Consider the following 18,866-nt stretch of genomic DNA (forward strand, 5'->3'; position numbering starts at 1 on the left):
ATTTCTACCAGATTCAGGATGTGCTTTCTTACCCTTATACTTGCTGTTGCTATTGAAAGCTAAATACCCGCTCAAACAGGTTTAAATATTTAATATTGTTGCTGTGCTGCTTCCCACGCAATGATGGCTGCTTTACGGGTGATGCCCCAACGATAACCACCCAAGACACCAGATGCTTGAATCACTCGATGGCAAGGAATTAAGAATGCCACAGGATTGCGTCCAATCGCAGTGCCAACAGCACGTGAGGCTTTGGGCTGACCAATCTGCTGGGCAATACTGGCATAACTACATAGCGCACCTTGCGGAATTTTTAATAAGCTTTCCCAAACTTTGAGTTGAAATTCGCTCGCTTTTAAATGCAGTTTTACTTGTGGAAGATTAGCTTCATTCTGCATAAAAATTGCCAATGCCTGTTGCTGTTTGATCTCCTGTGCCTGCTGGAAATCTGCATTTGGGAACTGTGTTTGTAACTGCTGTAGCGCAAGCATGTGGTTGTCGAAACTTAAAGCACAAATGCCTTTTGCAGTTGATGCAATAAACGCTGCGCCAAAAGGAGTATCATAAACCCAGTGTTTGATGGTTAGCTGCTTGCCGCCTTGTTGATATTCGGCAGGACTCATGCCTTCAATTTGAATAAACAAATCATGTAAGCGGCTGCTACTCGACAATCCAGCTGCATAAGTCGCTTCTAAAATGGTATTTTGGCTGCTATGTTGCAGCACCTGTTTAGCATATGCCAAGCTAGTATATTGTAAAAACTTTTTTGGGCTGGTGCCTGCCCACTGGCTAAATAAACGCTGAAAGTGTGCAGGACTTAAATGTACTTGTGCTGCAATTTCAGCAAGGCTTGGTTGCTGCATAAAGTTTTGATGAATATATTCAATTGCTTGAGCAATGCGCTGATAATCGCGTTCGGTAGACATAAGCAAACTCAAGTTAAACAAAATCTACCTTAACAAGTTGTGAATAAAAAATAAATCCAGATCATGCGCAACTTTAAGCAGGTTACTGACACAGTGATATATTACTTTTAACAGATTGAAATGATCAGAAATATTTGTCAATTTGGTCTAATTTATTTCGTTGAAAAAAATTTGATCAAGCCATTAAATTTGTCCAGTCAAACGCTGAGTAATAATTTGAATGTATGTGTTCAGATCATCTTTAACCACTCGTCATTTTGAAAAAAGTCAGTCAGCCAGAGTTCAAGTTTTTCTAGTACAGTCTATGGTAAAAATGGCGCAGAAGGACGGTTATTCTTGGTTAGCTAAAGTGTTGGCAGTTTATTGATACAAAATTTCAAATGTCATTTGCAAGACGGGTTAATGAAAACAAACTTGATTTCGACCATTATTTTTTGCAGCGTAAAGTCGCTGATCTGCCAGTTCCAACGCTTCCATCAGTTGTGTATGACTTTGTATTTCAGCAATTCCAAAGCTCACGGTCACGTCAATACAATTTTCAGTAAATGACAGTTTTTCGATTCTATCGCGTATACGATTTACGAGTTTTATGGTTGATGCATAGTTTGAGCACTTCACCATGATGACAAATTCCTCACCGCCAAATCTGGCAATTAAATCTTCTTCGCGAACGCTATCTTTTAATATCTGCCCGATCTCACATAAAATCCTATCACCTATAGCATGACCCCAAGTATCATTAATTTTTTTAAAATGATCGATATCACACATGACAATATATAAATGAGTTATCTGATATTTTTTAATCAGTTCCCCAGTTTTTTCAAAAAATCCTCTTCGATTGTAGAGTTTGGTCAGAGGATCCTGATAGCGTTCATTATTGAGTAAGGTGAATTGTTCTTTGACGGTTGTGGCTACAATAATGATTGCAAACCAGATACTTAAGATAATATTAATTGCAAGCATCAACATCCACCAATTTGAGAACGATAAATTGATGGCATCTATATCTTTAAGGTAGAAGAGAATGACTAAAAATCTTATAGCATTGTAAATTGTTAAGAAAAAGTAGCTGGCACAGAAAATTTTACCTAATAAAGACACCTGTTTGAAATAAGAATAAACACCTGGCACAACCATAGCCAGCAGGCAGGTGATGACAAAATTGATCGTTAGCATTCTCAACCAGAATTTCTGATCAATATATGACAGATAGCCCAGTAAACAGATACCACATAAAACTAAAAGCAATGAGGCTAAAAAATAGGATTTCGCTTTTACTTTTAGGCTTATTCCATAAGCTACAGCCCAAGTACCACAAAGATATAAAATTCCGATCCATGGAGCCGTCAGCGTCATCTGCTCATTTGTCATAAGGCTCTGAATGCCTAATGCGCTAGATGGCAAAATATATCCGATCCCGCACCAAAATAAATATTTTGGTGCATGGAGTACCAAATGCCCGACAATAAAAGTACAGCCTATTAAAATTAAGCAAGTAGGAACAATGAGTAGAAAATACTGAAAACTGGGTAAATACACGGATTTAATAAAAATTTTAGATTTGTTGGTTAATCTTAAATCGTTTTATTAAATATGAGCAATCAATATCTTCTTATTTTCAAATCATGATTGAGTGCTCATCAATAAACTTCAGAACGTCTACATCTCTCATAAAAGCAATCAATTAATTGCTTTGTGAAAGAAAAGAAACTAATATATTGCTTAACGAATTAAAAATCAATAAACGTATTTACCATGAATGAGCCTTTACTTCGGCAAATTAAACGAAGACGAACCCAACTTGGCTTTAAGCAAGCGGATATGCAATCTCGTACAGGTATATCACGGCAGCAGTATCAAAAACTGGAAAGCCAGGGTAATCCACGTTTGGATACGCTGGAAATTGTTGCCGCAGGGCTCAATGCACAGTTGATGCTGATTCCTGACGATAAAGCATATCTGGTCAGGCAGTTGTTAAATGATGAAATTAAAGTCAGCATTGAAGATCAGGATGATTTAATGACTAACCCGTGGAAAGGTCTACTGGGAGATGCTGAATCATGAATAGCGTCAGTGTTCTGAAATTAATATTACACCACGTCGTAATCGGGTACTTGGCAGGGTTTCAGAATGGAAAGAATATTCTGGTTTTTACAGATGCCTTTCGGCTGGATTCGCAACGCCCAACACTGAGTATATTAACGTCGCCTGTACATCCACAATCTGAAAAAATCTTGGAAAAGACCTTCGTAACGCATCAGCGCTTACATCCATTGCTATCGAACTTATTGCCTGAAGGGGCATTGCGAGAGCTGATTGCCAACAGTTTGAAACTCCATATTGACAATGAATTTCAGTTGCTGGCTGCTTTGGGACACGACCTACCGGGTGCATTGCTTGCGACACAGGCAAATCTTGATGAAATTCCAGATGCTATAAAATACAAGCTTCAGATCTCAAATATTGATCAAGTCACACCACAAGAGCTACAAACAGATAATAAGTTTTCGCTTGCAGGTGTGCAGATGAAGTTTTCCATGAAAGCTCAAGATGGGCGTTTTACTTTGGCACATGGGGCAGAGTCGGCTTTACTTGGGGACTGGATTATCAAAACGCCTTCCACACGGCATGCTTTTGTGCCACTGAATGAATATTCGATCATGATGCTTGCCCAAATGGCAGGAATCGAGATTCCAGAGATTCAACTGGTGGATATGGCATGTCTACAGGATTTACCAGTCCTGAATTTGCCCCAAGAACAATATGCGTTTGCAATCAAAAGATTTGACCGCCACAGCACTGATCAGACCACAGAGCGAATTCATATTGAAGATTTTGCTCAGATTTTTGGGGCGTATCCACACCAAAAATACAGCACCACAAATTATGAGCAGATCGGTCAAATTATTTATCAGTATTCTGGAAATAAAATTGTGGATATTCAACAATTTGCCAGCCGTATTCTGATCAATATTTTACTGGCAAATGGCGATGCACATTTAAAAAACTGGAGCATGATCTACCCCGACACGCGCACACCAAGATTCTCTCCTGCCTATGATATTTTAATGACCAGTGTTTATATTGAAAATGAGCGACACTTTGCCTTGAACCTTGCCAAAAATAAGGACTGGTATTTAGCAGAAATAAAGTACTTTCGACAATGGGCAGAGAAAGTAGGGGTTCCTTGGCGAGTCATTGAAAAGCAGTTACATGATGTTATGGCTAAGGCGCGGGCACTATGGCCAAAAGCATTAGCCGATCTTCCTATGGCAACAGTTCATAAAGAAAAATTAAAAACGCACTGGCAGCGATTGCATCCTGATTTTCGGATCTTGACAAGTTAACAGCTCCACCATTTGACGATATATTCAATAGGGAATTATAACCGTATGCTCACACTCGATGTTGTCATGGTGGTCTTATGACTCAACATTATTCCAGCGTATTTTCTTATATTTAACAAATACCAACATTCAGGATAATAACTTTTCATCAAATAAAAAATCAATAAAAGCAAATATATAAGTTGCAATGCATCATTAGAATATTCCTTTCATAAGCCTCTCTATTTTTCTATCGAAGAAAAATGGAAAGAGTGTAAGTGATTATGAAAGAAGTCTATAGAATTCAGTGCCTGTGATTACTCAATCGATTAATGCAAGTCCACAGAGGTTAAACGGTCGGGAATCATCAATGCCTGATCAATATACAGTTTGACCAAACGCTCACGGGAACCGATTGATTTTTGATAATAGGTTGAATTTAATAATAATGATGCGCCATAAGTGACTGTCCAGATATAAGACAGATAATCACGAATTGACATATTGCTATTCAAAAGATGCAGATAGTCTTTAGTAATATCCTTGATTTCAATAATTCGTTCTTCGCGTATTTTGTATAATTCTTCAAACAGGGGTTTTAGATTGCGCTCATTATTGGTCAGGCGCTCTTCAATATTATGCAATAAAATTGTTCTACTGGAATTTAACATATTGTATAACATGTACTTAAACACATAAATTTTAATGTCATGATTATATTTTTTGGAAATTTCCAATAATCTCTTTTCGTTTAAGATAATTAGCTCAAGATATAATTGATTTTTACTTTTAAAATGTTTGTAGATTGTACCTTTGGCAATATCCAGTTCTAGCGCGATATCATTTAAGCTGATTTCCTGATTATTTTCTAATAGTAAAGTCTCAGCCATCATTAAAATATTATTTTTACGTTCCAGAAATTTCTGTTGGCGGGTTGGACTCACTTTTCTTTCTTTTTGCAGATCTTGCGGAACTGAATCTAGCTTATTGAAAGATTGAGTCATTTTAGAGTCCATTGACTGATCCATAGGTTTTTAAATTGTATAATAAATTTGCTAAAAAAACTAAAATTTTGAAAAAAGTGAACTCTAGAGATCAATATTTTGGATTTAAATAAAAACTCATCTAACATCCTAATGGTTTGGATTTTTGAGTGTGGATTTAGACCATTTTAAAATCATATTGAATACATGAAAGTGTTCAATCATATTTTTAAAAAACTCAAATAAATTCAAATACTTTAAATATATTAATTGATAATGATACTCATCAGAATGGAATTGATTTTTTAATCAACAGATCGCTGATGTCATCAAGACCGCTTGGGTAACACTGCTTGAGCCTAAAAAAGTGATTCAGGAAGGAAAAATGCCAATTTATAACGCGCCTCTCAAAGATATGGACTTTATTTTAAACGATGTATTTAACGCAGAAGCATTCTGGCAAGCACATGAAAAAATTGCACATTTGGATATGCAAACAGCAAATGCAATTTTAGAAGAAATGGCAAAGTTTTCTAAAGGTACACTTCTGGATTTGAATCGTTCCGCAGATGAAGAAGGCGGTGCACAATTTCATCAAGGTGAAGTAAAAACGCCGCAAGGTTTTAAAGCAGCATTTCAACAGTATGCTGAAGGTGGCTGGATCGGGTTGGGTGCAGAAGAAGAATGGGGTGGTCAGAACATTCCAAAAATGTTGACTGTTCTGGTGGATGAAATGATTTTTGCCACCAACCCATCGTTTATGTTGTATCCGTTACTGACTGTCGGTGCGGGAATGGCACTCAATAACTGCGCTTCGCAGCAGCAAAAAGAAACTTATTTACCAAAAATGTATACAGGGGAATGGTCAGGAACCATGTGCCTGACTGAACCACATGCGGGTACCGATCTTGGGATCATTAAAACCAAGGCTGAGCCAAATGCTGATGGTTCATACCAGATCACAGGCACTAAAATTTTTATTACCAGCGGTGAGCATGACCTCTGTGAGAACATTATTCATTTAGTTTTGGCTAAAACACCAAATGCGCCTGCGGGTTCACGTGGTATTTCCATGTTTATTGTGCCGAAATTTATGGTCAATGAAGATGGTAGTTTAGGCGAGCGCAACAGTGTTGCTGCGGGTTCTATTGAGCACAAAATGGGAATTAAAGGTTCATCTACTTGTGTTATGAACTTTGATGCTGCAAAAGGTTTCTTGGTTGGTCAGGAAAATGAAGGCTTGGCGGCTATGTTTGTCATGATGAACTATGAACGTTTATCTATGGGAATTCAGGGACTTGGCGCTTCAGAATTTGCTTATCAAAATGCTGCCCAATATGCGACAGATCGTTTGCAGGGGCGCAGTGCTATAGGCGTACAATCTCCTGAAAAACCAGCAGATTCGATTTTGGTACACGGTGATGTTCGCCGCATGTTGCTCAATGCGCGTGCCAATAATGAGGCATCACGTGCATTTGCCGTCTATGTGGGTCAGCAACTGGACACGACCAAATTTGCTCACGATCCAGCAAGTGTACAACGAGCCAATGATCGGGTTGCCTTACTTACACCGATTGCCAAAGCCTATTTGACCGATACCGCATTGGATGCTGTTTTAGATGCACAAATGTGTTTCGGTGGGCATGGCTATATTCGTGAGTGGGGCATGGAACAGTGTGTACGTGATTTGCGTATTGCTCAGATCTATGAGGGTACCAATGGCGTACAGGCACAAGACTTGATTGGGCGAAAAACCATTAAGAATCAAGGTGCACTGATTGCGGATTATATTGTCGAGATTCGTAATTTTGTACAGCAACTCGATGATAGTCTGGTGATTAAAACAGCAACACTGGATGCATGTACACAAGTTGAAAAGATTACCCAGTTTATTTTAGAACAGGCAAAAAACCATCCTGAGTTTGCCAATGGTATTGCGGTTGATTATTTGCATGCGGTTGGTCTCATGAGTTTTGCCTATATGTTTGCCCGTATTGCACAAGCAGCTCAGGCAAAACCAGAAGAGTTTTACCAGCATAAACTGGTACTGGCACAGTACTATGCAGAGAAATGCTTACCACAACTGGCTTCGCATATTGCCAAAATTCAGGCGGGCACAGCAACGTTAATGCAGTTACCAGAAGCGTATTTCACAGCACAAGCATAAAAAATTGATTCACTATAGGATGAGAAATCAAAATTTTTCATCCTATAACAAGACAAAATTAGAGGTCACGATTGACTTAGAAATGATTCAAAGTCATTGATCTATAAATCAGTAAGGATATTGAGTCCCAAGATTTGAACTCTAATGAACGTAATAAGGATATAAAAACGATGATTGTTATTTTAAGTGCAGTACGTACAGCCATGGGAAGTTTTCAGGGGGTACTGTCACCACTTACCACGCCAGAGCTTGGTGCGGTGGTCGTTCGCGAAGCGGTACAGGCGTCAGGTATACAACCTGCACAAGTCGATGAAGTTATTTTGGGTTGTGTGCTCCCTGCAGGCGTGAAGCAAGCTCCTGCGCGCCAGGCCATGCGTCAGGCTGGTTTGGCTGATACAACGCCAGCGACTACGATTAATAAAGTTTGTGGTTCGGGTATGAAAGCGGTCATGCAAGCTGCCGATAGCATTCGTGCAGGTTCAGCCCAGATCATCGTAGCGGGCGGCATGGAGTCCATGAGCAACGCGCCTTATCTGCTGGATAAAGCCCGCAGCGGTTATCGCATGGGGCATGGCAAAGTCACTGATCACATGTTTCAGGAAGGTCTGGAAGATGCTGAAACAGGTCTGTCGATGGGGATTTTGGCACAGGACATGGCAGACCAAAAAGGCTATAGTCGTGAGCAACAAGACCAATATGCAATCGAGTCTCTGAACCGTGCTATTCATGCTACCCAACAGGGATATTTCCAAGCGGAAATTGTGCCTGTGCAGATCAAAGGGCGAAAAGGCGAGATCACGGTTGATCAGGATGAACAGCCGCTCAATTCCAAAATTGACAAAATCAGCACATTGCGCCCTGCCTTTAAAAAAGATGGCACGATTACTGCCGCTAATGCCAGCTCAATTTCAGATGGTGCTTCGGCACTGGTCATTACGTCAGAGCAATATGCACAAGCTCAGGGCTTAAACCCTTTAGCCAAGATTTTGGCATACGCTTCACATGCACAGCATCCTTCAGAATTTACCATTGCACCTGTTGGGGCGATTGAGAAAGTTTTAAAACATACAGGATGGTCGGCGCAAGAAGTTGATTTGTGGGAAATTAACGAAGCCTTTGCTATGGTGACAATGGCCGCTATAGATGCGTTTGAACTGGAGCACGATAAAGTCAATATTCATGGTGGTGCCTGTGCTCTTGGACATCCATTAGGCTCATCGGGTTCACGAATTATCGTCACTTTAATTCATGCCTTAAAACGTACTGGTGGTAAAAAAGGAATTGCAGCATTATGTATCGGCGGTGGAGAAGCCACTGCGATAGCAATCGAATTGGTTTAATACAAATAAACAAGGAAATTCCGTTTAAACATAACGATAAAAACGGAATCAGAATTCAAACGATATTGGGATATTAGAAATGTTAAATGGTTTGGAGCGTATTCGTCTAGCTAGTCTGCATGACAAAGTTGTGCCTGTTGAGCAGGCAATTCAATTGATCCGAGATGGCTCAGTCGTTGGAATGAGCGGTTTCGGTGGTGCAGGCGAGGCAAAAACGGTGCCTTTGGCACTGGCAGATTATGCTCAGCAGCATCCACTAAAAATTACCCTTGCGACAGGTGCCAGTCTTGGTAATCGGATTGATGGGCGTTTAAGTCAGGCGCATGCACTGGCTCGTCGCTATCCATATCAGGCAGACCCTGATTTGCGTCAAGCCATCAACCAAGGCGAAGTGATGTATATAGATCAGCATTTATCTGAAATGGCTGAAAATATTCGTCACCAAAACCTGCCACGCATTAATGTCGCAGTCATTGCAGCAACTGCAATTACCGAAACAGGGCAGATTATTCCGACGGCTTCTTGTGGTAACTCGGCTAATTTTGTGGAAATGGCAGATCAGGTCATTATCGAAATTGACTGTACCATTAGCCCTGAATTTGAAGGTGCGCATGATGTTTATGTGCCTGCAACTCGCCCAAATCGCCAGCCTATTCCGTTAGTCAATGCCAGCAACCGCATTGGCACATTAGGCATAGAGGTCGATCCAGCCAAAATAGCCGCAATTGTGATCAATCATCTGCCTGATACATCTTTTAAAATGGATGAACCTGATGCTGATACGTTGGCCATTGCCCAGCATTTAATTCATTTCTTTGAACAGGAAGTGGCATCAGGTCGTTTGCCTGAAAATCTGGGGCCATTACAGTCGGGTGTCGGTTCAATTGCCAACGCAGTTTTTGCAGAATTCCAGCATTCAAATTTTCATGATTTGGAAATGTATTCTGAGGTATTACAAGACTGCACATTCGGGCTCATTGATTCGGGGAAAATGACATTTGCTTCGGGTAGCTCCATGACTTTGTCAGAACCATGTGCTGCGCATGTCATGAAAAATTTTGACATGTATAAAGACAAGATTGTGCTGCGCCCTCAGGAAATTTCCAATAACCCTGAAATTATCCGTCGCTTAGGCATCATCGCCATCAATACTGCATTGGAGTTCGATATTTACGGTAACGTTAACTCGACCCACGTGTCAGGCACAAAAATGATGAATGGCATTGGTGGATCAGGCGATTTTACCCGCAATGCGCATCTGGCGATTTTTGTGACCAAATCGATTGCTAAAAATGGTGCCATTTCCTCGGTAGTTCCAATGGTTAGCCATTGTGACCACATTGAACATGATGTGGATATTTTGGTGACTGAACAAGGTCTGGCAGATTTGCGTGGTTTGGCACCTCGTGAGCGAGCGCGTAAAATTATTACGTGTTGTGCACACCCAAGTTACCAAAAATCGCTGTTAGATTATTTTGAACGTGCTTGTGCTTTAGGCGGGCATACTCCGCATTTACTACGTGAAGCATTGTCATGGCATGCCAACTTTGTGGAAACAGGGCGAATGCAATAAGTTTATATATTTTAAATCCATATGATTTGTTGCTGTTTTTTTAGCAACAGTATTTACTTGATTTTTATCATATTAGATGGGCATTATGCCCATCTTGTATTTTGTCTGATGAAAGATGAATAAATTTTTAACTCAATTTAAAATAATAATATAAAAATCAATTCACTAAATTAATTTAAATCGCAAAATCCACACGTTTGGCATCTTGTATAAAGCTTATGTTTTAGATTTGTGATGTCATGACTTATCTCTGATAAAACTTCATAATAAAAGAATATAAATCATCTTTTAAAGGCTCATCCTGAGTTCATTTTTCGCAAAATAATACGGTTTTTGTGCGCTGAAATTTTTATAAAATATTATTTTTTCAATACTTTAAAGACATAAAGATATATCAATTTGGTTTTTGACTCTAACCCAATAACAAAATAATTTACTTACAAAATAAAACGGATACTTCACAGGAGGTGAGGGATGAACAAAGTCAATATCAATGACATTGTTGACAAGGCCAGCTTTACTGCTTTTCATTGGAAAGTTTTAATGTGGTGTTTATTGATTATTATCTTTGATGGATATGATCTGGTTATTTATGGTGTTGTACTTCCATTATTGATGAAACAGTGGTCACTCACAACCGTTGAGGCAGGGTTACTTGCCAGTACAGCTTTATTTGGCATGATGTTTGGTGCCATGATTTTCGGAACAATTTCAGACAAATTAGGACGTAAAAAAGCCATCTTAATTTGTGTGTCTTTATTTAGCGGATTTACTTTTATTGGGTCTTTTGCTACAGGCCCAGCGGAATTTGCCGTTCTACGTTTTATGGCTGGGCTCGGTATTGGCGGTGTTATGCCAAATGTCGTGGCCCTCATGACCGAATATGCACCTAAAAAAATCCGCAGCACTTTAGTCGCGATTATGTTCAGTGGTTATGCGATTGGTGGCATGACATCGGCGCTGCTGGGTGCATGGCTAGTAAAAGATATGGGATGGCAAATCATGTTTTTGATTGCTGGTATTCCACTTTTGCTCCTTCCTTTGATCTGGAAGTTTTTACCTGAATCTTTAGCTTTTCTCGTGAAATCTAACCGTGGCGATCAAGCTCAAAGTATTGTCAGAAAACTTGCCCCACAAGTAGAGCTAACGGTCAATACACAGCTTTCACTTAATGAAAATACCATGACAGAAGCACCTGTTCGCGCACTTTTCCAACAAGGGCGTACATTTAGCACGTTTATGTTCTGGATTGCATTCTTTATGTGTCTGTTAATGGTTTATGCATTAGGAAGCTGGTTACCAAAACTGATGCTACAAGCTGGCTATTCATTAGGTGCCAGTATGTTATTCCTCTTTGCTCTGAATATCGGCGGAATGGTTGGTGCGATTGGTGGTGGTGCGCTTGCAGATAAATTCCATTTAAAACCAGTATTGACCAGTATGTTTGTCATTGGTGCTGCTGCCTTGATTTTACTTGGATTTAATAGCCCACAATTTGTTTTATACACCTTAATCGCGATTGCTGGAGCCGCAACTATTGGTTCGCAAATCTTACTGTATACCTTTGTTGCACAGTTTTACCCAACTGCAGTTCGTTCAACAGGGATGGGATGGGCATCTGGTATTGGACGGATTGGAGCCATTATCGGGCCAGTTTTAACAGGTGCATTACTTACATTTGAGTTACCTCACCAAATGAACTTTATCGCAATTGCCATACCTGGTCTTCTTGCCGCACTTGCTATCTTTTTGGTGAATTTAAAAGCTTCTGTTGCTGCACAGTCAGCTCCTGATTTTTCTCTTCAATCATCTCTTACTGAGTCGTAAAAATCAGTGCGCCTAGGATTGGCGCACCCTTATTGGAAATGGATTATGCGCTTATTACCATGTTTTAAATCAAAATATTTAGCTGCTTCGACCTTATTTTTCATAGGTGGAATATCAAGTTCTGTGCTTTTCGCAGCAGATTCATTGGGACAGCCAAACGAGGATGAATGGAAATTCACGCTTAAAAATGCCTACATCAACCGTGACTATGAAAACCCTGCCATCAAGGATGCGGGTAGCTGGTCGCAGTCGGCTTCTCTGTTCTACACTTCCAAAATGCATGATACACCTTTAGAGATCGCTGATAAACCTTTGACTATTGGGGTCGATGCTTCAGTTCAATATGCGGTACGCTTAAGTAATGACAGACATGTAGCCGATACTGTCTTGCCTTTTGACACACAGACAAAATCTCAAGCCTCTGACTATTTAAAACATGGTGCCACACTGAAACTTGGTTATGATAAAACCTTACTGAAAGTCGGTGAACTCTGGTTAGATTTGCCTGTGACCTCAATCGATTATAGCCGCCAGTTACTCACCTCCTACTGGGGCGAAAACCTGAAGTCACAAATTACGGACCGTTTTAATGTCGAAGTCGGACGGGTCGAAAAAGTTTCCCCACGCAACCAGGAAGGTTTTCACAAATTTGCATTTACCGCCAATGGCGTTACCAAATATTCTGATGGCTTGAATTATATCGATTTGCGCTATCAATTTACGCCAACACTGAAAGGCGAATACTACTTTGGCAACATGGAAAACCTGTTTAACAAACACTATGTGGGCTTGGATCACAGCTGGAAACAACAGAATTTCACCTTAAACAGTAAGTTTAAATATTTTTATGCCAAAAATGATGGCAATAGCTTTGATATTGAAGCTCAAAATATTGGCTTGCTTGAAACGTTAAAAGTGCAAAATCACACCTTTGGTTTGGGCTATCAAGAAATTACAGGCAAATCAGCGTACCCGATTCCAGATGGATTCTTGCCTGAAACCTATTTTATTAACTGGAATACCACAGGGTTCTTTAAGAAAGACGAAAGATCTTACCACTTCATCTACGGTTATGATTTTAAAGACTATGTACCAGGTTTAAATGCCATGGTGAAATATGTGTATGGCAATCACTTTAAAGCTGCAAACGGCAGTAAAAATATGGAAAGCGAATCGGATGTGATTGTGAATTATGCTTTCCAGCAGCCTTATCTGAAGGGCTTGTCTTTACAATATATCCGTATTGATTATGGTATTAAGACGGGTAATGATTTTGGTGAAGACCGTTTCTTTATCAATTATTGTAAGAAGTTCTAATGTAATAACATGAAGATCATTGGATCATACCAATGATCTTCACTGGTTCAATATGGACTTTTATTTATTACATCAGTTCAGTCACTTAGTTGAACAGTAACTTATTTTAATTTTCATTTTTAGCATTAACTTGTGGCAATTGATCTAATGCTGACTCTTTTTCTGGTTGATTTATGGGCCTTGGCGCATCGGTTCGAATATGAGGCTTAAAGGCTTGTTTTTGGCCATTCACTGGTTTTTTCATATGGATAGGCCGATAATTTTTGCTAAAGACCACACCACCAAGACGCCAGCCATCTAAACAGGTCACACTCCCCCAAAACCGCTTTAAGGATTCAACCTGTACACCAATCAGGCCTTTATCGTTGTCGATATCGACCATCTTGTCGCCAGTGACTCCTGTTGGGTGCACAGGCTCGTTATATAAAGCTGTTTTGAAAATAACATCCCAGATTGCAAATACTTGTCCAAAATTACAGTTATGCAGTGTTGGGCGTTCAGGTACAAAGTCCATATGGTGTAAGCGGTGAAACTCTGGGCTAACAAAAATTTTACCGAAGACTGGACCAAAGCCAATACGCACATTGGCATGGGAGAAATTTTGTACCAACTCGCCAAGCAACATTAACCAAACAAATTCCTCGCCAGATACCCCCCAAAATATCCCTACGCCCGCTAAAACAAATGACTGCGCCATTCCATCTAGATAATTGGTGCGATCATTGGTCCAGCAACTCATTTGACGTTGGCTATGGTGGAAGCTATGCATTGCCCACCACCAGGGCACAACGTGTTGAATACGATGCATCCAGTAATAAACTAAATCATACGTCAAATAATAAAGAATAAAAAACAACCAAGTATGTTCTTTTAGCCATGGAAATTGAGATCTCATACTCCAACTGGTGTCATCACCCGCTGTAGGTGAAACACCACTAAAATAATTTACAATTGGCGTCATGATCAAAAAAGCAAACAGCGGAAATAATCCGACTAACATCAGCCAAGTTAAATGAAAATCTATGCGAGCATAACGACGATCTGCCCACTTTTCAGCAGGAATAAAATTTTCCAAGGGGCGAAATAAGCCACCGATGATCAACAACTGTAATCCACCAATCATTAAGGTTGATGCGATATCTGTTGGTGAATCGGTATATTTCGTAATATCTAAAAAATTAAGAATAGGCAAAATTGCATGGTGGCCTAACCAAATAGCGCATTGCTCCCAAAGAGTGGCTATTTCAGATAACATATTTCACTCCGTCTACACCAATAACAACGCCCTACGAGCTAGTCATAGCCTTGCGAATGCTTGTCAGTACAACTACTTTTTTGTCTATAGATAGTTAACCGACATGAAATTAAAATTTCATTAAGAAATTTCACGATGCTCTAAAAACAAAAGCAATAAAATGGTCTTATCGAGGTTTTGACCATTTTGGATGATGATCATCAATCATATACTCATGTATATGCACACCATTGACTTGGTTCTGTAATAAGTGCTCATGATCTGGTGGTAAATCGTCATGGCGGTGTGGTAAAAAAGTCTCATCTTGAGATGACCATAAAGACATCGCTAGAATTAATGCGCCAGTCGCGATAACAGCCATAGGAACAAATGTCTGTAAAGTCCCAAAATGAGTACTTAACCATCCCACTAAAGGGTAGGTAATCAACCAGCAAGCATGTGAAAATGCGAATTGTGCAGCAAATAACGAGGTTCTATTTTCGCTTGCAGCAGACTTACGAATAAGGCGACCTGTCGGTGTCTGTGAAGTAGAGTAACCAACGCCTAAAATAAACCAAAGTACAAGCAAACCATTATATGAAGTGACTAAGTATCCGCTGAATAAACCTAAAACTAGTACTGTTGTTCCAGTTAACATGACCGATCTGTCTGAAAATTTATCGAGCACTTTAGGCAAAATAAATGCTGATAGCATAGAACCCAAGCCAAATAGCCCAAAAGCCCACGTTGTCGCATGCTCAGTTAATTTAAACGTGGATTGAACCAGTACCACTGTATTGACAATAACGACCGCACTCGCAGAAGCAATAGCAAGATTTAAGGCCAACAAAGCCTTTAAGCGAGGCGTATTAAAATAGATTTTGGCGCCTTGCTTGATTCTGCGATAAACCCCTTTAAATTCAGGTTTTTTTGCTTGAGGCAATTTCGCACTCACAACAAAAAGAGCTGAGCCAATAAAACCAATGACAGTCCCTAGAAATAAATCATGATAGCTAATATAAGTTAATAAAAAACCCGCTAGCATAGGACTAATAATATTTTCTAGATCATAAGCTAAACGAGAAAGAGACAATGCATTGGTATATTCTCTTTCTTGAGGCAATACATCTGGAATCATGGCCTGAAACGTCGGTGTGAATGCAGCAGAAGCGGATTGCAAAACAAAAATAAGGATATAAATCTGCCAAATCTGAGTGACGAAGGGCAAGCATAAAGCCGTTAAAGCTCGGATGATATCCAGAGTGACGAGAACTTTTTTGCGTGGTAGCCTCTCCGCAAATGCTGAAGCGACTGGTGCAACACCAATGTAAGCAATCATTTTAATTGCGAGAGCAATACCCAGTACCTGAGCTGCTTGTCCTCGTGCAAGATCATACGCTTGTAAGGCTAACGCGATGGTAATCAGCCCTGTGCCAATCAAAGCAATCACTTGAGCTAAAAATAAATGCCTATACGTTATGTTTTTTAACACTTCTAGCATCTTATGAGTTCCTGATAAAATCACACTGGTGTTCAGACGGCTTAATATATGCTCCTAAAATTGGCCATAGCTTAAATATGAGATGTTACTGAACATTGAAATGATAAAAAGTAAAAAAGCTGGATTAGTTCAATCACAGAAAAGAAAATTGAAATCTATTTTCATGCAGCTTAAAAAATAAAATGGATTTATTAATCTGATCTTTTTAAATTTTTAAATTATATTTTAAAATCAATAACTTAAAATATAAAAATTCTCAAAATTAAAACATTCATTGCATTTTTCAGAGAGTGCTAAGAAACTGAAAAAATGAATTTTTACACATTTATTGTGACTGATATTTTGCTTTAAATATTGGGAAAGTTTTTACTTATTCTGCATTTCCGCCCATTCCGTAGCATTCGTTTTAAGTGCCAGCGCAGTATAACCTTGCTGCTTTAAAATCTGAATCGCATCGGCGGTCATAATACAATAAGGTCCTCGACAATAGACAGTCACAGGAACATTTGCTGGAAGCTCATGCAAACGTTTTTTGAGCTCAGCTAAAGGAATAGATTTAGCAAAAGGAAAATGAGCATGATCAAACTCATTTTCTGGGCGCACATCCAGAATAATCATTTCTCCAGCTTTCGCTTTTTCTAATAATGTATGCTGATCTTCACTATAACTTTCACCTTCTAGCTGACTGAGATGCTGTAAAGCATCCTGCAATTCAAACAGGCGGTCTTGGGCAAAATCTCGCATGAGATTCAAAAAACGTGGAACTTCTGCACTGGCAAGGCGATAAATGACCTGCTTACCACGACGCTCTGAGTTGACCAAACGGGCTACACGTAATTCTTTGAGATGTGCACTCGCCAGTTTTACGCTGATATTTGCTTCATGCGCCAACATTTCAACGGGCTTGCTGACCTGCAATAGTAAATCGAGTAATTCCAATCGTTTTGGGTTTCCAAGAACTTTAGCAATGCGAGCTAACTGTACGTAAAGTTCCAATTTAATTTCGCGCGCATTTGTCATTGTTGCATCCTCTTACCCAATTTTTGAATCACTTTCATTTTGGCATAGTTAAATCACCAAAACCAACATTCCAATTATCTTTAGAATGTTTTATATTAAATCAACAACCCCACTAAAAATGAATTGAATGGTCATCTGATTATGAAATTTAATTTACTGGTGTGCAATTTTCACAACGCGCGGATAGGTCTATATCAGGAGCATGCCGCATGCAGAAATTCAATGTATCTGAGTCAACGTATAGGTATGGTATTCGTGAAAACTTAGCTCAAGTTGCCTATCAGCTATTACAAGTGTTTTTGGTTGGTTTAACCATTGGCATGTTTCGTACCGTTGTGCCTGCTTTAGCTGAAGATGAATTTGGTGTATCCAAAGGTTCTTTTATGCTACTGACGGCTTTTGTCGTGGCATTCGGTTTTGTCAAAGGCACACTCAATTTTGTTGCTGGGCGTTGGTCTGAACGAGTTGGGCGCAAAAAAGTCTTGATTTTTGGCTGGCTGATTGCCGTCCCGATTCCATTTCTGATTTTTTTTGCATCTTCATGGAACTGGATCGTTGCAGCAACGATTCTGCTCGGCGTCAATCAGGGTTTATGCTGGTCGATGACACAAACCTCAAAAATGGATATGACCCGCGCAGATGAGCGCGGTTTAACCATGGGGCTAAATGAATTTTCAGGGTATATCGGCGTTGCTTTGGCGGGTATTTTGACCAGTTATATGGCACTCATATGGGGAGCGCGGCTGGGGTTACTGATCTTTGGTTCAGTCGTGATCTCGCTGGCACTCATACTGGCATTTTTCCTTGTCAAAGAAACTCAAGAATGGGCTAGAACCGAAGCTCAACAAAGCTTGAAACAACCGAAACACCAGCAATCATCCAAATCACTTGGCAATTTTCCAACGCATCCAACTACAGCACAAATGTTCCATTTGATGAGCTGGAAGGATCGGCGTATGGCGGCTTTTTGTCAGGCAGGTATGGTGGAAAAATTTGTCGATGCTTTGGTCTGGGTATTTTACCCAGTATTTCTGCATGAACGTGGACTGAGTTTAAATGCCATTGGTTGGATAGTCGGGATATATGGTTTTGTCTGGGGAAGTACCCAATTGCTTACTGGCAAGCTGTCCGATCATATTGGTCGGATGAAACCCATCGTCTGGGGAATGTGGATTTGTGGGCTAGGTGTTGGGCTTATGCTGATTCGAGATGGAATGATTTGGTGGTCTGTTAGTGCCGCAATCACTGGATTTGGTATGGCTTTATTGTATCCCAATCTCGGGGCTGCTGTTGCCGATCTATCACACCCAAACTGGAGAGGTTCAGCGATTGGCATTTACCGCTTTTGGCGTGATCTTGGCTATGGCGTAGGTGCATTAAGTTTTGGTGTAGTTGCACACTTCGCTGGTGCTGTTACAGCAGGTTTCTGGTTTGTCAGTATTGCTATGCTGTTCTCTGGAACGCTAGTCATGCTATGGGGTGAGGAAACTCATCCAAATATTCATTAAATCATAGACAACATACTTTCAGATGTTTAAGTCAATGTTTATTAAAAATAAATGAGAGGTAAGATACACTTTTTGGGGAGCTATTTCAGCATGATAATGTTATGAATGTTATGAATGTTATGAATGTTATGAATGTTATGA

Annotated in this window: 14 protein-coding genes; 8 read left to right on the forward strand and 6 right to left on the reverse strand. The window is 39.8% G+C overall.

Annotated features, from left to right (window positions below; translation table 11 throughout):
• Window positions 1–89: 89 nt before the first annotated feature.
• Both F975_RS00955 and F975_RS00960 read right to left on the reverse strand, forming a co-directional pair.
• Complete coding sequence (locus tag F975_RS00955; protein ID WP_004749537.1) at window positions 90–926, reverse strand: bifunctional transcriptional activator/DNA repair enzyme AdaA; 837 nt, start codon at window positions 924–926, stop codon at window positions 90–92.
• Window positions 927–1,325: 399 nt separating this feature from the next.
• Window positions 1,326–2,300, reverse strand: coding sequence for a GGDEF domain-containing protein (locus F975_RS00960; protein WP_228127394.1), 975 nt, complete (start codon window positions 2,298–2,300; stop codon window positions 1,326–1,328).
• Between the two features lie 384 nt (window positions 2,301–2,684).
• Between F975_RS00960 and F975_RS00965 the strand changes: the two genes are divergently transcribed.
• Both F975_RS00965 and F975_RS00970 read left to right on the forward strand, forming a co-directional pair.
• Window positions 2,685–2,993: a helix-turn-helix transcriptional regulator gene (locus F975_RS00965; RefSeq protein WP_004749539.1), complete on the forward strand. Its 309-nt coding sequence runs from the start codon at window positions 2,685–2,687 to the stop codon at window positions 2,991–2,993.
• Window positions 2,990–4,276 (forward strand): type II toxin-antitoxin system HipA family toxin, encoded by a 1,287-nt coding sequence (locus F975_RS00970; RefSeq protein ID WP_004749540.1) that lies wholly within the window; start codon window positions 2,990–2,992, stop codon window positions 4,274–4,276. The genes F975_RS00965 and F975_RS00970 overlap by 4 nt, the downstream gene beginning before the upstream one ends.
• 308 nt (window positions 4,277–4,584) lie before the next feature.
• On the opposite strand, the gene F975_RS00975 is transcribed toward F975_RS00970, so the two are convergent.
• Window positions 4,585–5,199, reverse strand: coding sequence for a TetR/AcrR family transcriptional regulator (locus tag F975_RS00975; RefSeq protein ID WP_034425530.1), 615 nt, complete (start codon window positions 5,197–5,199; stop codon window positions 4,585–4,587).
• A 424-nt stretch (window positions 5,200–5,623) separates the two neighbouring features.
• On the opposite strand from F975_RS00975, the gene F975_RS00980 reads away from it, so the two are divergent.
• From F975_RS00980 to F975_RS01000, 5 genes are all read left to right on the forward strand, one after another.
• A complete protein-coding gene (locus F975_RS00980) occupies window positions 5,624–7,405 on the forward strand; it encodes an acyl-CoA dehydrogenase C-terminal domain-containing protein (RefSeq protein WP_004749543.1) in 1,782 nt (593 codons plus the stop codon).
• Between the two features lie 170 nt (window positions 7,406–7,575).
• Window positions 7,576–8,745, forward strand: coding sequence for a thiolase family protein (locus F975_RS00985; RefSeq protein WP_004749544.1), 1,170 nt, complete (start codon window positions 7,576–7,578; stop codon window positions 8,743–8,745).
• 79 nt (window positions 8,746–8,824) lie between these two features.
• Window positions 8,825–10,318 (forward strand): succinyl-CoA:acetate CoA-transferase ScpC, encoded by a 1,494-nt coding sequence (scpC, locus tag F975_RS00990; RefSeq protein WP_004749545.1) that lies wholly within the window; start codon window positions 8,825–8,827, stop codon window positions 10,316–10,318.
• Window positions 10,319–10,792: 474 nt separating this feature from the next.
• The gene (locus F975_RS00995; RefSeq protein WP_004749547.1) at window positions 10,793–12,145 is read left to right on the forward strand and encodes an aromatic acid/H+ symport family MFS transporter; all 1,353 of its coding nucleotides are present in this window, start codon (window positions 10,793–10,795) and stop codon (window positions 12,143–12,145) included.
• Window positions 12,146–12,190: 45 nt separating this feature from the next.
• Window positions 12,191–13,462 carry an OprD family outer membrane porin gene (locus tag F975_RS01000; protein ID WP_004749548.1) on the forward strand — a complete coding sequence of 424 codons (1,272 nt, stop codon included), beginning with the start codon at window positions 12,191–12,193 and terminating at the stop codon, window positions 13,460–13,462.
• A 106-nt stretch (window positions 13,463–13,568) separates the two neighbouring features.
• Here the strand turns inward: F975_RS01000 and F975_RS01005 are convergent, their stop codons facing one another.
• From F975_RS01005 to F975_RS01015, 3 genes are all read right to left on the reverse strand, one after another.
• Entirely contained in the window at window positions 13,569–14,717 is a 1,149-nt protein-coding gene (locus F975_RS01005) for a sterol desaturase family protein (protein ID WP_004749550.1), read from the reverse strand.
• Between the two features lie 166 nt (window positions 14,718–14,883).
• A complete protein-coding gene (locus tag F975_RS01010) occupies window positions 14,884–16,197 on the reverse strand; it encodes an MFS transporter (RefSeq protein WP_004749551.1) in 1,314 nt (437 codons plus the stop codon).
• A 366-nt stretch (window positions 16,198–16,563) separates the two neighbouring features.
• The gene (locus tag F975_RS01015; RefSeq protein ID WP_004749552.1) at window positions 16,564–17,217 is read right to left on the reverse strand and encodes an ArsR/SmtB family transcription factor; all 654 of its coding nucleotides are present in this window, start codon (window positions 17,215–17,217) and stop codon (window positions 16,564–16,566) included.
• A 209-nt stretch (window positions 17,218–17,426) separates the two neighbouring features.
• On the opposite strand from F975_RS01015, the gene F975_RS01020 reads away from it, so the two are divergent.
• Window positions 17,427–18,725, forward strand: a complete 1,299-nt coding sequence (locus tag F975_RS01020; RefSeq protein ID WP_004749553.1) for an MFS transporter — start codon at window positions 17,427–17,429, stop codon at window positions 18,723–18,725.
• Window positions 18,726–18,866 lie beyond the last annotated feature (141 nt).

This window comes from Acinetobacter brisouisimilis, from assembly GCF_000368265.1.
Taxonomy (GTDB): Bacteria; Pseudomonadota; Gammaproteobacteria; order Pseudomonadales; family Moraxellaceae; genus Acinetobacter.